Origin of the sequence: Alcaligenes sp. GCM10023179, assembly GCF_042653705.1 — a bacterium.
Classification (GTDB): domain Bacteria; phylum Pseudomonadota; class Gammaproteobacteria; order Burkholderiales; family Burkholderiaceae_B; genus Alcaligenes; species Alcaligenes phenolicus.
On the sequence record NZ_JBHSIQ010000002.1, the window covers coordinates 560,838 to 573,273 of the forward strand.

At 58.4% G+C, this 12,436-nt stretch carries 13 protein-coding genes; 9 read left to right on the plus strand and 4 right to left on the minus strand.

The window, feature by feature from the left end; all coding sequences use genetic code 11:
- Positions 1–27 precede the first annotated feature (27 nt).
- Positions 28–1,011 (minus strand): TRAP transporter substrate-binding protein, encoded by a 984-nt coding sequence (locus ACFPDR_RS11915; RefSeq protein WP_026485094.1) that lies wholly within the window; start codon positions 1,009–1,011, stop codon positions 28–30.
- 115 nt (positions 1,012–1,126) lie between these two features.
- Here ACFPDR_RS11915 and ACFPDR_RS11920 point away from each other — a divergent pair, with 115 nt between their 5' ends.
- From ACFPDR_RS11920 to glp, 7 genes are all read left to right on the plus strand, one after another.
- Entirely contained in the window at positions 1,127–3,097 is a 1,971-nt protein-coding gene (locus ACFPDR_RS11920) for a PAS domain S-box protein (RefSeq protein ID WP_052159349.1), read from the plus strand.
- The gene (locus ACFPDR_RS11925; protein ID WP_137430698.1) at positions 3,090–3,728 is read left to right on the plus strand and encodes a response regulator transcription factor; all 639 of its coding nucleotides are present in this window, start codon (positions 3,090–3,092) and stop codon (positions 3,726–3,728) included. Before ACFPDR_RS11920 ends, ACFPDR_RS11925 begins: the two co-directional genes overlap by 8 nt.
- Before the next feature lie 79 nt (positions 3,729–3,807).
- On the plus strand, positions 3,808–4,311 hold the full coding sequence (gene moaC, locus ACFPDR_RS11930) for a cyclic pyranopterin monophosphate synthase MoaC (protein WP_009463872.1): 504 nt from the start codon (positions 3,808–3,810) through the stop codon (positions 4,309–4,311).
- 19 nt (positions 4,312–4,330) lie between these two features.
- A complete protein-coding gene (gene moaD, locus ACFPDR_RS11935; RefSeq protein WP_009463873.1) occupies positions 4,331–4,588 on the plus strand; it encodes a molybdopterin converting factor subunit 1 in 258 nt (85 codons plus the stop codon).
- Position 4,589: 1 nt separating this feature from the next.
- Positions 4,590–5,069, plus strand: a complete 480-nt coding sequence (locus ACFPDR_RS11940) for a molybdenum cofactor biosynthesis protein MoaE (protein ID WP_376911161.1) — start codon at positions 4,590–4,592, stop codon at positions 5,067–5,069.
- Positions 5,062–5,592 (plus strand): molybdenum cofactor synthesis domain-containing protein, encoded by a 531-nt coding sequence (locus ACFPDR_RS11945; RefSeq protein ID WP_060186308.1) that lies wholly within the window; start codon positions 5,062–5,064, stop codon positions 5,590–5,592. Before ACFPDR_RS11940 ends, ACFPDR_RS11945 begins: the two co-directional genes overlap by 8 nt.
- Before the next feature lie 100 nt (positions 5,593–5,692).
- Complete coding sequence (gene glp / locus ACFPDR_RS11950; protein WP_376911162.1) at positions 5,693–6,898, plus strand: gephyrin-like molybdotransferase Glp; 1,206 nt, start codon at positions 5,693–5,695, stop codon at positions 6,896–6,898.
- A 238-nt stretch (positions 6,899–7,136) separates the two neighbouring features.
- On the opposite strand, the gene mobA is transcribed toward glp, so the two are convergent.
- The 3 genes from mobA to ACFPDR_RS11965 all read right to left on the minus strand — a co-directional run bounded on the left by mobA (position 7,137) and on the right by ACFPDR_RS11965 (position 10,153).
- Positions 7,137–7,736, minus strand: a complete 600-nt coding sequence (mobA, locus tag ACFPDR_RS11955) for a molybdenum cofactor guanylyltransferase MobA (RefSeq protein WP_115634241.1) — start codon at positions 7,734–7,736, stop codon at positions 7,137–7,139.
- On the minus strand, positions 7,733–8,836 hold the full coding sequence (gene moaA, locus ACFPDR_RS11960) for a GTP 3',8-cyclase MoaA (RefSeq protein WP_080748026.1): 1,104 nt from the start codon (positions 8,834–8,836) through the stop codon (positions 7,733–7,735). Before moaA ends, mobA begins: the two co-directional genes overlap by 4 nt.
- Positions 8,837–9,046: 210 nt before the next feature.
- The gene (locus ACFPDR_RS11965) at positions 9,047–10,153 is read right to left on the minus strand and encodes a substrate-binding domain-containing protein (protein ID WP_022983231.1); all 1,107 of its coding nucleotides are present in this window, start codon (positions 10,151–10,153) and stop codon (positions 9,047–9,049) included.
- A gap of 200 nt (positions 10,154–10,353) precedes the next feature.
- Here ACFPDR_RS11965 and ACFPDR_RS11970 point away from each other — a divergent pair, with 200 nt between their 5' ends.
- Both ACFPDR_RS11970 and ACFPDR_RS11975 read left to right on the plus strand, forming a co-directional pair.
- The gene (locus ACFPDR_RS11970; protein ID WP_060186306.1) at positions 10,354–10,860 is read left to right on the plus strand and encodes a formate dehydrogenase subunit gamma; all 507 of its coding nucleotides are present in this window, start codon (positions 10,354–10,356) and stop codon (positions 10,858–10,860) included.
- Positions 10,857–12,425: a formate dehydrogenase beta subunit gene (locus tag ACFPDR_RS11975; RefSeq protein WP_239055134.1), complete on the plus strand. Its 1,569-nt coding sequence runs from the start codon at positions 10,857–10,859 to the stop codon at positions 12,423–12,425. The genes ACFPDR_RS11970 and ACFPDR_RS11975 overlap by 4 nt, the downstream gene beginning before the upstream one ends.
- Positions 12,426–12,436 lie beyond the last annotated feature (11 nt).

The window sequence follows — 12,436 nt, forward strand, 5'->3', positions numbered from 1 at the left end:
GTACAAGACAATCAGATGAAGCAGGCTTTATTCGGTAGCCTTGTAGAAGGCGTCGATCACGTCCTGGCCGATACGCGAAGCCATTTCCTTGTGCACGGGACGCAGCTGCTTGACCCATTCCTGACGCTCGGCATCGCTCAGTTGGTAGAACTGGGTCTTGCCGGACTCTTCCATGGCCTTCATGGAATCGTTGTTCTCTTGCTCAGCAATGTCGTTGGCGTAAACCGTGGCTTCTTCCATGGCTTTTTCCATGCCTTGGCGAATATCGTCAGGCAGACCTTCCCAGAACTTCTTGTTCACGATCACGGCATAACCCAGGTAACCGTGGTTGGACACGGTGGCGTGCTTTTGCACTTCGTGCATTTTCTGGGTGTACATGTTCGATGGCGGGTTCTCGGTGCCGTCGACCACACCCGTTTGCAGAGCCTGGTACACCTCGGAGAAAGCCATCACCTGAGGCACAGCGTCCAGTGCCTTGAACTGGGCTTCCAGAACCTTGGAGGACTGGATGCGCATCTTCAGACCCAGGAAATCATCCACGCTTTTCAGGGGCGTGTTGGCGCTCATGACCTTGAAGCCGTTATCCCAGTAGGACAGACCCTTGATGCCCTTGGGCTCCAGCTTGTCCAGCAACATGCGGCCTACAGGACCTTCAGTCACCTTACGCAGGTCCTCACGGTTCTGAAAAATGAAAGGCAGGTCGAACACTTCAAATTCGCGCACGCCCAGAGGGCCAAACTTGGCCAGCGACGGAGCCAGCATGTGCACGGCGCCCAGTTGCAGGGCTTCCAGTTCTTCCTTGTCCTTGTACAGTTGCGAGTTCGGGTAGACCTCGACAACCACCTTGCCCTCGGTGTACTTTTCGGCCAGTTCCTTAAAGCGCACGGCGCCCTTGCCCTTGGGTGTATCTGGCGATACAACGTGGCTGAACTTGATGATCATGGGGTTAGCCAGAACAGGCGCGGACAAGAATACGGACGCCAGCAAGCTGGCCACAAGGGTCTTTTTCATGTTTGCCTCCGGTCGGTTAAGAGCCGACACGTTTTATTGATTGATGTGCTTGAAAGCGTGTAGCTTAAAAAAGCGGTCCCGAATTATCTATTGTGGAAATCCGAAACCTTTTGTCATGATGCGTCTTGCCCGTCCGTCCGGATTCATACGCCAAGCGGCCTCGCGCACTCTGGCGGCCTACCCGATCAGCACCTATGTGCCTATTTTGGCCATCCTGATTATTGTGCTGCTGATGGGCGTGTTTGCCTGGGCGGTCAATAAGGAACGGGATGAGGAGCAGTCCAACGAGCTGATACGCAATGCCTTGTGGGTGGAGCAATCCCTGTCCTTTCAGCTGCGCTCGCACGAGAACAATTTAAGCCGCATTGCCAGCGAAATTGAAGTCCAGTCCCAGCCCGTCACGACCCAGACCGCGCTGACGCAATTACAGCACTTCAAGACCATCCACCCGGATCTGCTGAAAGTGGCCGTGCAGGATCGCTTTGGCACCACCTTGCTGGTGCGCCCGCCCGGTGCTGATACCCGGATTGCAGCCCACGTCAGCACGCCGCGCACGTCCACCTGGCTACCGGCCTACTACTCCAATGAACACCAGGAAAGCGTGCTGGACCTGGTGGTTCCGATCTACGAAGACAACGATATTGTCGGCACCTTGCGCGCCACCTTTTCCCTGGCCACCATCCTGATGGAAAACGTGCCCTGGTGGATTGCCGAGCAATATCACGTCTCCCTGATCGACCAAAGCGACCAGACGCTGGCCACACGCTCCAAAGGCGAGCCGGGCGAAAGCCAGTTGCGCTACGCCATGTCGGTAGACCCGCCCTTGCATGGTGTGCGTTTGCTGATGACGCCTTACCCGCAAAAGAACATCCCCACCTTCACCTTGCTACTGACCGTGATTGCGGGCCTGGCCCTGCTGGCTGTGGTGAACCTGGCGATGCAACATCACTACGCCCGCAAGCGCCGTGAAGCCGAGCTGGCCCTGATGCAGGAGCAAGCCTTTCGCAGCGCAATCGAAAACTCCATGGTGACTGGCATGCGCGCCCGCGATCTAGACGGCAAGGTGCTGTATGTGAACCCGGCGTTTTGCGAACTGGTGGGCCGCAGCAGCGAAGAAATTATTGGTCTGGCCCCACCCATGCCCTGGTGGGTGCCGGAGATGATGGATGAAACACTGGAGCGTCGAGATCGACTGAAATCCTCCCGCTCGGTGCAAGTTTTTGACACCCTGTTCCAGCGCCCGGACGGCTCACGTGTTGATGTGCAGGTCTTTGAATCCCCGCTGATTGACGCGCAAAAACGGCACGTGGGCTGGATCAGTTCCATCATCGATATCAGCTCGCGCAAGCAGGCCGAAGCCCTGGCCAGTTCCCAATCCGAACAACTCCACCACACGGCCAAGCTCATTACCATGGGTGAAATGGCCTCCACACTGGCCCACGAGCTAAACCAGCCGCTCTCGGCCATTGCCAGCTATGCGGCTGGTTCCCTGAACCTGCTGGGAAATGAACCGCTGGACCCGAAACAACTGCGTCGCGGTCTGGAAAGCCTGGCGGAACAAACCCGCCGCGCAGGGCAGATCATCCACCGCATTCACGACTTTGTGCGCAAGCGCGATCCGCAGCTTAGCCCTCTGAATTTGCCCGATGCCTTGCAAGGCGCCTTGGCCATGGCCAAGGCAGGTCTGCGCCATCACCAGATTCAATTGATTGTGCCCTCCCACCCCGAAAACCTGCCCGTAATGGGCGACAAGGTACTGCTGGAACAACTGATTTTCAACCTGCTGCGCAATGCCGCCGAAGCCATGTCGGGCCTGGAGCCAGAACGCCGGGTACTGGAAGTGACCATGCAGGCCAGCAATGGTGTCGTGCTGGTGATGGTGGCCGACCAGGGCCCCGGCGTGGCAGCAACTATCATGGCAGAAGTGTTCCAGGCCTTTACCACCACCAAAGCCCAAGGCCTGGGTATTGGCTTGAATATTTGCCGCTCCATTGTGGAGTTGCACCATGGCAAACTCTGGTTTGAAAACGGGGTTCCCCACGGTGCCACTTTCCTGTTTTCCCTACCCTTGATCGAACATGACTAAGCGCGCTCCTTTGGTCCACATCGTGGACGACGACCCGGCCATCCGCGATGCCCTGGCCTGGCTGTTCTCCACCCGTCAGGTCAACACCGAACTCTGGGACAGCGGCGAGGCTTTTCTGAATTCCCTGAGCCCCGAGACGCAGGGCTGCATCCTGCTCGACATACGTATGGATGGACTGTCCGGCCTGGAAGTGTTCGAGCAATTGCGCGAGCGCCAATCCCGTCTGCCCGTTATTTTCCTGACCGGCCACGGCGACCTGCCCCTGGCCGTGACCGCGCTGAAACAAGGCGCGGCGGATTTCATCGAAAAGCCCTTTAACGATAACGATCTGGTGGACCGGGTACTGGACGTGCTGCGCAGCTACGAAGCCAGTCAGGAAGAACGGGACAACGAGCAGGCACTGGAGGAGCGGCTGGACACCCTGTCGCAGCGCGAGCGCGAAGTGCTGGCCCTGGCCCTGGAGGGACGGCTGAACAAGCAGATTGCTCAGGACCTGAGCATCACCATGCGCACCGTGGAAGTGCACCGCGCTCGGGCACTGGAAAAAATGCAGGCTCGCACCCTGATCGAACTGGCCCGACTGCTGGACCCGGCCCGCTTGCGGGAAGACCGCAACCCGCCGGGGCCTTAGCCAGAGCCACCGCGCCGGGTGTATATAATGCAACCATAAACAATTAGAACCGCGCACTAGGCCCGGTCCCGGAGCGATCATGAGCACCACTACCGAAAACACAGATTTGCACCTTTCCCATCTGGATGAAGATGGAAAAGTTCAGATGGTCGATGTCAGCCACAAATCCGCCACCTCCCGCTCGGCCACGGCCCGCGCCGTGGTGCGTTTGAGTCCCGCTGCTTACCAGTTGCTGTCGGCTCAGCACAATGCCAAGGGCGAAGTGCTGAACACCGCACGCGTGGCCGGTGTGCTGGCCGCCAAGCGCTGTGCCGAACTGATTCCCATGTGCCACAGCCTGCCCCTGGATTTTGTCGGCATTGATTTTGAAAGCGACGCCGCAGCAGGCACCATTGCCGTGCTGGCCACCTGCCGCACCCGCTACACCACCGGCGTAGAGATGGAAGCCATGACGGCCTGCTCCATTGCCGCCCTGACCATTTACGATATGTGCAAAGCGGCCGACAAAGGCATTGTGATCGAACAGACCCGTTTGCTGGAGAAAACCGGCGGCAAAAGCGGGACCTGGACTGCCCAGCTCTAAGCCCTCTCACGGAGATAGCATGACAAGCCCTTTGACATTGCGCGTCCTGTACTTCGCCCAAGTGGCCGAACGCACAGGCCAGCGCCAGGAAAACTGGGAATGGCCCCAGGAAGGCACCGTCCAGCAATGGACCGAGGCCCTGCTGCAACGCCACCCGAATTTAAGCGATATGGCCGGCCGCCTGCATGTGGCCGTCAACCAGTTTCACGCCAAGCCTACCGACCCTGTCCGCCCCGGCGATGAAGTGGCTGTGTTCGAGCCCGTCACCGGAGGTTGAGATGATTCGCATCCAGACTGAAGATTTTGATGTTGCCGCCCTGAATGCCGAGCTGCGCACCACGGCTGGCGGCAAGGCCGGTGCCATGGTGACATTTACCGGTTATGTGCGCGATCAGGCCGATGGCACCGCCACCGAATCCCTGTTCCTGGAACACTACCCCGGCATGTGCGAGCGCGAAATTGAAGCGGTTTGCGATCAGGCCCGTCAACGCTGGCCCATACTGGATACGCTGGTCGTGCACCGCGTGGGCGAACTGCACCTGACCGAACAAATCGTTTATGTTGGCGTCACCAGCGCCCACCGTGGCGACGCTTTTCGCGCCTGCGAATTCATCATGGACGTGCTGAAAACCCGCGCCCCTTTCTGGAAGCGCGAAACCCTGGCTGACGGCAAGCGTTTCTGGGTACAGCAGCGCGACAGCGACGCCCAGAAAACGGACTCCTGGAATACCTCTGCGGACACCGACAAGCATGTCTAAAGCCAAGACCGATTTACCCGCTGTTCGCCTGAACGCTGCTGTGCTGACCATTTCGGACCGCCGTGGCCCGGATGATGACACCTCCGGCGATTATCTGGCGGCCAGCCTGACTGACAGCGGCCATTACTGCGTGCAGCGCGCCATCAGCAGGGACAATATCTACGCCATCCGCGCCCTGCTCAGCCAATGGATTCTGGACCCGGAAATCAATGTCATTATTTGCAATGGCGGTACCGGTTTCAGCCATAAGAAATCCACGATTGCGGCGGTCACGCCTTTGCTCGATCAGGTCATTACCGGCTTTGGCGAGCAGTTCCGCTACTTGTCCTATCAGGATATTGGTTCCTCTGCCCTGCAATCCGATGCTCTGGCGGGAACAGCCAACCGAACCTTGCTGTTCTGCATTCCCGGCTCGGGCGGTGCGTGCAAGCTGGCTTGGGAAAAAATCTTGAAAGAGCAGTTGGACAGCCACCATCGCCCTTGCAATTTTGCCTCTGAATATCTGGAGCCAGCCAAGCCCTGATACCTGCAACGGTATGACAGCGACAGCTCCCGAACGACCTCCTTTCCACCGTGCTCTGACGCACCGAGCCACGAATTGTTTTATCGAATTTATCCATCCTATGATCGAATTTGACGTAGCACAGCAAAGGCTGGCCCAGGCAGGGCAAGTTCCCACCCAAACCGAAACCTGCGATCTGTCGCAAGCCTTGGGACGCATTCTGGCCCAGGATATTCAAGCCCAGCTGGACATGCCGCCCGCCGACAATAGCGCCATGGATGGCTATGCCCTGCGCCTGGCGGATATTGCCGATGGCAAGGCCCTGCCCATTCAGCAGCGCTGCTATGCCGGCGACATTCCTGAAACACTGAAAGAGAACATGGCGATTCGCATCTTTACCGGCAGCATGCTGCCACCCGGTGCGGACACGGTGGTGATTCAGGAAAACTGCCAGGAAGACGAACAAGGTGTGCGCATTCTGGAAATGCCCGTGGCTGGCGTGAACATCCGCCGCCGGGGCGAGGACATGCGCATTGGTGAAGTGCTGATCACAACAGGCACCAAACTGACCGCAGCCCATATTGCTCAGCTGGCTGCGCAAGGCCATGCTCAGCTACAGGTGTACCCGCTGCTGACCGTCGGCATTCTGACCACAGGCGACGAGCTGACTCCTGCTGGCCAGCCTTTGAAAGCCGGCCAGATCTACAACTCCAACGCCCCCATGCTGCGTGCGCAGCTGCAGGCGCTGGGTGTTGAAACTGTGCATGCGGTGCATGCCAAAGACACGCTGGAAGCCATTCAGGACGCCCTGAAAGAGCTGCTGCAACGCTGCGACCTGGTACTGACCGTAGGCGGTGTCTCGGTCGGGGAAAAAGACTTTGTGAAGCCTGCCATCGAAGGCATAGGCGGCCATCTGGATCTGTGGAAAGTGCGCATGAAGCCGGGCAAACCGCTGGCGCTGGCCTACATTGCCGACAAGCCGCTGGTCTGCCTGCCCGGCAATCCGGTATCTTCTTACGCCGTGTTTTCCTTGATGGTTTCGCCGCTGATTCGTCGTCTGCAAGGTCGGCAGCACGTGCTGCCGACCACACGTTACGGCGTGCTGCAAGGTGACCGCCACTTTGAAGGTGACCGCGAAGAATTCATCCGCGTACAAGTAAACAACGACGAGCAAGGCCGCCTGTTGGTGCGCCCCTTCGACAATCAGGGTTCGGGCGTCATCAGCTCCTTGCCTTGGGCACAAGCGCTGGCACGTATCCCTGCTGACTCTCATATCGCCCCCGGCGATGTGGTGCGTCTGTACGAATACAGCCAGTGGCAGGCATAAGCTCGGACGCTTATTCACGCTTTGGCCTTGCCATACAAAAACCGCCCTGATCAGGGCGGTTTTTTTGTGTTGTTTGTTTTGGTTTGGTTTGGTTTGGAGCTATTTAAAGATACTTCACGTAGAGACAGCCTACTGCTCAGGAGGGCCGCATAACGGACCGCTCACGCACGAACAGCCAACCCCGCCTCTGTTTTCCTCTGCTCATCAATACTTGCGCAGCAAAGCCACTGCAACAGGCTTACCAGCTTTGCGCCTGATCCAGATCCTGCGGCGTGTTGATATTGAAAAAAGCATGTTCAGGCGCATCGCGGAAATCCACTTCCACCGCACCTATGCTCTCCAGCCAGCTCATGACACGGCGCTCGCCGCTAAGCAGATAGTCTTTCAGGCCCGCAGCCTGATCGGTGCGCAGTAACAGGCATAAAGGGTGGCTACGCTCTGCCTGCGCGTAGGCAGCCACAGCGCCCTGCTCCTCAACGGCCTTGATCAAACGCTTGCCCAGATCCACTGGCACAAAAGGCAAATCCACCGGGCAGGACAAGGCCCACGGCGTACTGATCTGATCCAGCACACTGGCCAAACCGGCCAGCGGACCCAGATAGCCCTCCAGCTCCAAGGCATCAGGGACCACACGCCCCCAATGGACATACTGCTCGGGATTGCGATTGGCACTGATCAGGATAGTCCCCACCTGCGGACGCAAGCGACGTACCAGATGCTGCACCAAAGGCTGACCCTGCAAGAGCAGCAAGCCTTTATCGATCTGGCCCGACAAATCAAAACGGCGGGCTCGTCCGCCCGCCAGCACAATACCGCTGATGTCCTGTGTGCTTATCATCCGCCGATATAACTCATTTCGATACGGTCACGACTCGTGGTTTGCTCACCCCGAATCTCGGAATATCGGTCCTGCCGTCCCGTCCAGACGCCGTGCATATAGGCGGCTAACTGTTCGTCGGACGCACCCGAGCGCAATTGCGCCCGGACATCATAACCCTGGGAAGCAAACAGGCACAGAAACAGGCGTCCTTCGGGCGAAAGACGCATGCGCGAGCAGTCTCCACAGAAGGGTTGAGTGACGCTGGTGATCACGCCAACTTCGCCCGTCCCATCCTTGAAGCGCCAGCGGCTGGCGACTTCGCCACGGTATTGGGCGGCCACTGGCTCCAGCTCGAACCGGGACTGGATACGTTCCACAATCTCCGCACCGCTGAGCACTTCTTGCAGATTCCAGCCATTGCTGGTGCCCACGTCCATATATTCAATAAAACGCAGAATCTGGCCCGAGCCTTTGAAGTGCTCCACCATGGGCAAGATCTGATCATCGTTCAGCCCTTTGCGCACCACCATATTGACCTTTACCGGGCTCAAACCCACGGCCTGTGCCTTGGCAATGCCATCCAGTACGGTGGAGACCGACACGCCGCTATCACTCAATTGAGTAAAACGGGCATCGTCCAAGGCGTCCAAGCTGACGGTGACACGATTCAGCCCCGCGTCTTTCAAGGCCTGAGCCTTGCGACCCAGCAAGGTGCCATTGGTGGTCAAAGTCAGCTCCACCGCATCACCTTCCGGTGTACGCAGCTTGGCCAACATGGCAATCAGCACTTCAATATTTCGACGCAATAGCGGTTCGCCACCCGTCAGGCGCAGCTTGCGCACGCCCAGAGCAACGGCCTGCCGTGCTACGCGCTCAATCTCTTCAAAACTGAGCAGGGAAGAATGAGGCAGGAACTCGTAGTCCGTGCCAAAGACTTCCCGCGGCATACAGTAGGTACAGCGGAAATTGCACTTGTCGGTCAGGGAAATGCGCAGGTCACGAAATGGGCGGTGACGCTTGTCCAAAGGTTGCCCTGACACAGCGGCAATCCGCACGGTCGGGCGGCGTGCAGGCTCTGCAGCACCCGCTTGCGCCCCCTGCTCGATGCCGGACGGCATAACCCCCGCTCCAGCAGGCTGCGGGTCACTCGGCTCCAAGGGCCGGGCCTCGGAACCTGGGGGAGCTGCTTCTTGATATGGCCTGTACTGAACCTGGTCTACAGACACCGGTTCACGTTTTGGCCCATGCTCATCGCTCATGGTGTTCTCTTTTTCAAGGACAGGGTTCGTCCCCGTCTCATGGTGTGTGTTTTCGTCATGCAATGGGGTCTAACGCCAGAGCATGTCGGCAGCCTGCCCGAATGCCTGTTCCAGCGTCATGATCTGTCCCAAACCCCGTGGGTCGTAACCCACCAGACCTTCCATGAATTGACTATACGCGGAACCGCCAATCACGTTCATCAGTTCCTGCATAGGAGCCTTATCCAGCGCTTCTTGCTCGACCGCAATGAAATAACGCTCCTGGGCCAGGGGAATGAACTCCAGCCCGCATCGGCTGGCAGCTGTTTCCACACCCAGGCCGGTATCGGCCATGCCACTGGCAACGTGAGCCGCCACCGCCATATGTGTCAATTCTGTTGTTTCAAAACCCAGCACCGCATTCGTGTTTACCCCTAACTGCCCCAGCAGCAAGGTCGCCAGAAAGCGGGTACTGGACCCCATCTGACGGTTCACAAAGCGCACATCGGGCCGCAACAAGTCCGCCATGCCGGTGATGTTCTTGGGATTGCCCTTCTCCACAAACAAGCCGGTCCGGCGAGTGGAAAGGAAAATCAGCCTGTGACGCGCTGGAGACAGCCACTGCCCATAACGGCGCATGGCAGCCACCTCGAACTCACCCACCGGAACCTGAAAACCGGCCAGATCGCAATCCCCGCGCTCCAGCGAAGCCAGCGCTTCAATGGCTGTGCGGTAGCGCAGCTCCAGCGGCAGACCATCGTGCTCATTGGCAAAGCGCATCAGGCCTTCAATCGCAAATCCGTGACTGGCCTGAAAGCGCAAACGGTCCAGAGGCTGCGCATACAAGCGGCCCAGCTCCTCTTCCAGCTCGGAAGCCATGCTCTCCAGGGTTGGCGTCAGACGCGCATCCAGTCGCCGATTCGCCCACAGCAAACGCTGGGCGAACTCGGTCAGTTTGGTGCCTTTGCGCCGGGAGGTTTCCAGCAGGGCCGCATCAAACTGTTTTTCGGCATTACGCAACAAGCCCCAGGCATGTCTGTAGGAAAACTGGCATTCCTTGCTGGCTCCCGCCAAGTGCCCCAGTCGCTCGATGGCACCCAACAAACGCAACACATCCCCCATGGGAAGGTCCACGCCGTCTGCATTTTCCAGAATCCATTCAGAGCGCAGCCGGGCTTTGAATTTCTGTTTGGTCATGTGTTTTTAAGACCAGTGTGTTTTCGTATTTATGTTTTGTGCTGCATGTACCAAACATTATATATGCGAAATATTGCTTATTGAAGTTATGGACTTAAGTGGTTAGATTACAAGGGAAAACACTGTCAAATAATATGCACGTCTGTGCATAAAAAATATGGAGGCGCAGGCACCCTATTCGGGCACCGCGCACACAGGACATGCAAACAACCCCTCATCACCAGGAGCAGGACCTGTCAGGTCTGGCTCCTGAAGAGGTCGCCTTGCAGGCCGTGCAGGAGCACGCCGGCCAGAAAGGTAACCTGTTGCCTATTTTGCACACGATTCAGGACCGGATTGCCTGTATTCCCGAGTCCGTGGTGCCGGTGCTGGCCGAACAGCTGGCTCTGTCCCGTGCGGAAATCCATGGCGTTATCTCTTTTTACGCCCATTTCCGCACCCAGCCCCACGCGACTCATACCCTGGAAATCTGCCGGGCAGAAGCCTGTCAGGCGCGGGGCGGGCTGGAGCTGACGGCTCATGCCCGTCGCCGCCTGAACTGCGACTTCCATGAAAACAGCGACGACGGCCAGTACACGCTGGAGCCTGTCTACTGTCTGGGCCTCTGTGCTCAGTCCCCCGCCGTCATGCTCGATGGCGTACCCCATGCACGCGTCACCCCCGAAAAACTGGATGCCCTGCTAAGCAGCCAGGAGGCCCAGTCATGAGCACCATTACCGTTTACGTTCCGCGCGACACCGCAGCGGTCGCCATGGGCGCCCATGAGATTGCCCAGCAACTGGCGGCCCAGGCTCAGGAGCGCGGTCTGGATGTGCAGATTGTGCGCAATGGCTCGCGTGGTTTGCTATGGCTGGAGCCCATGGTGGAAGTGCAAACGGCTGAAGGCCGCGTCGCTTACGGCCCTGTCCAGACTGAAGATCTGCCCGGTCTGTTCGACGCTGGTTTTCTGCAAGGCGGTGCACATAAGTTGTGCCACGGTCTGACGGACGCCATCCCTTACCTGAAGAATCAGGAACGCCTGACTTTTGCCCGTGTGGGGATTATTGATCCGGTCAGCGTGGCCGATTACCAATCCTGTGGTGGCTTCGAAGGTTTGCGCAAGGCGCTGAGCATGGAACCGGCCGCCATTGTGAAAGAAGTGACCGACTCCGGCCTGCGAGGTCGTGGCGGTGCGGCTTTCCCGACCGGCATCAAATGGAACACGGTACTGAACACCCCGGCACAGCAGAAATACATTGTCTGTAATGCCGACGAAGGCGACTCGGGCACTTTCTCCGACCGCATGCTGATGGAAGGCGATCCGCTGTGCCTGGTTGAAGGCATGGCGATTGCCGGGCTGGCTGTAGGTGCGACCTATGGCTACATCTACGTGCGTTCCGAATACCCTCTGGCCGTGCAAGCGTTGAACGAAGCCATCGTGGCGGCGCGCGCAGCAGGCTGGCTGGGCAAGAACATTCAAGGCAGCGGCTGCGAGTTCGATCTGGAAGTACGCAAGGCAGCCGGCGCCTACATCTGTGGTGAAGAAACCGCCCTGCTCGACAGTCTGGAAGGCAAGCGTGGCATGGTGCGTGTGAAACCGCCTCTGCCCGCCATCAAAGGTTTGTTTGGTCAGCCTACGGTCATCAATAACGTAGTGTCCCTGGCTTCCGTGCCAGTTATTCTGGCCAAGGGCGGTGCTTACTACCAGAACTACGGCATGGGCCGCTCGCGTGGCACGCTAGCATTCCAATTGACCGGCAATCTGCAAAACGGTGGCCTGGTGGAAAAAGCCTTTGGCGTCACCCTGCGCGAATTGCTGTACGACTACGGTGGTGGCAGTGCCAGCGGTCGTCCCTTGCGTGCAGTGCAAGTCGGTGGCCCCTTGGGAGCCTATCTGCCCGAACACCAGTGGGATGTCCCGCTGGACTACGAAGCCTACATGAAGATCAATGCCATGGTCGGCCACGGTGGCCTGGTGGCTTTTGACGATACGGTGGACATGGCCCACATGGCGCAGTACGCCATGGAATTCTGTGCCATCGAATCCTGTGGCAAATGCACACCCTGTCGCATCGGCTCTACGCGTGGTGTGGAGACCATCCAGAAGATCCGTCGCCGCGAAGACATGGATAACCATGTCGAGCTGCTGCGCGACCTGTGCGACACCATGTTCTCCGGGTCCTTGTGCGCCTTGGGCGGCATGACCCCTTATCCCGTCCTGTCCGCGCTGGAACACTTCCCCCAGGATTTTGGACTGGCCCCGCAAACCGAGCAGGACCTGGCCAAGGTCTAAGACGGAGATCA

What these genes read in the sequence shown, in the direction of transcription:
- ACFPDR_RS11915 (WP_026485094.1), bottom strand. Translation starts at nt 1,011, where the DNA reads ATGAAAAAGACCCTTGTGGCCAGCTTGCTGGCGTCCGTATTCTTGTCC.
- ACFPDR_RS11920 (WP_052159349.1), top strand. Translation starts at nt 1,127, where the DNA reads ATGATGCGTCTTGCCCGTCCGTCCGGATTCATACGCCAAGCGGCCTCG.
- ACFPDR_RS11925 (WP_137430698.1), top strand. Translation starts at nt 3,090, where the DNA reads ATGACTAAGCGCGCTCCTTTGGTCCACATCGTGGACGACGACCCGGCC.
- moaC (WP_009463872.1), top strand. Translation starts at nt 3,808, where the DNA reads ATGAGCACCACTACCGAAAACACAGATTTGCACCTTTCCCATCTGGAT.
- moaD (WP_009463873.1), top strand. Translation starts at nt 4,331, where the DNA reads ATGACAAGCCCTTTGACATTGCGCGTCCTGTACTTCGCCCAAGTGGCC.
- ACFPDR_RS11940 (WP_376911161.1), top strand. Translation starts at nt 4,590, where the DNA reads ATGATTCGCATCCAGACTGAAGATTTTGATGTTGCCGCCCTGAATGCC.
- ACFPDR_RS11945 (WP_060186308.1), top strand. Translation starts at nt 5,062, where the DNA reads ATGTCTAAAGCCAAGACCGATTTACCCGCTGTTCGCCTGAACGCTGCT.
- glp (WP_376911162.1), top strand. Translation starts at nt 5,693, where the DNA reads ATGATCGAATTTGACGTAGCACAGCAAAGGCTGGCCCAGGCAGGGCAA.
- mobA (WP_115634241.1), bottom strand. Translation starts at nt 7,736, where the DNA reads ATGATAAGCACACAGGACATCAGCGGTATTGTGCTGGCGGGCGGACGA.
- moaA (WP_080748026.1), bottom strand. Translation starts at nt 8,836, where the DNA reads ATGCCGTCCGGCATCGAGCAGGGGGCGCAAGCGGGTGCTGCAGAGCCT.
- ACFPDR_RS11965 (WP_022983231.1), bottom strand. Translation starts at nt 10,153, where the DNA reads ATGACCAAACAGAAATTCAAAGCCCGGCTGCGCTCTGAATGGATTCTG.
- ACFPDR_RS11970 (WP_060186306.1), top strand. Translation starts at nt 10,354, where the DNA reads ATGCAAACAACCCCTCATCACCAGGAGCAGGACCTGTCAGGTCTGGCT.
- ACFPDR_RS11975 (WP_239055134.1), top strand. Translation starts at nt 10,857, where the DNA reads ATGAGCACCATTACCGTTTACGTTCCGCGCGACACCGCAGCGGTCGCC.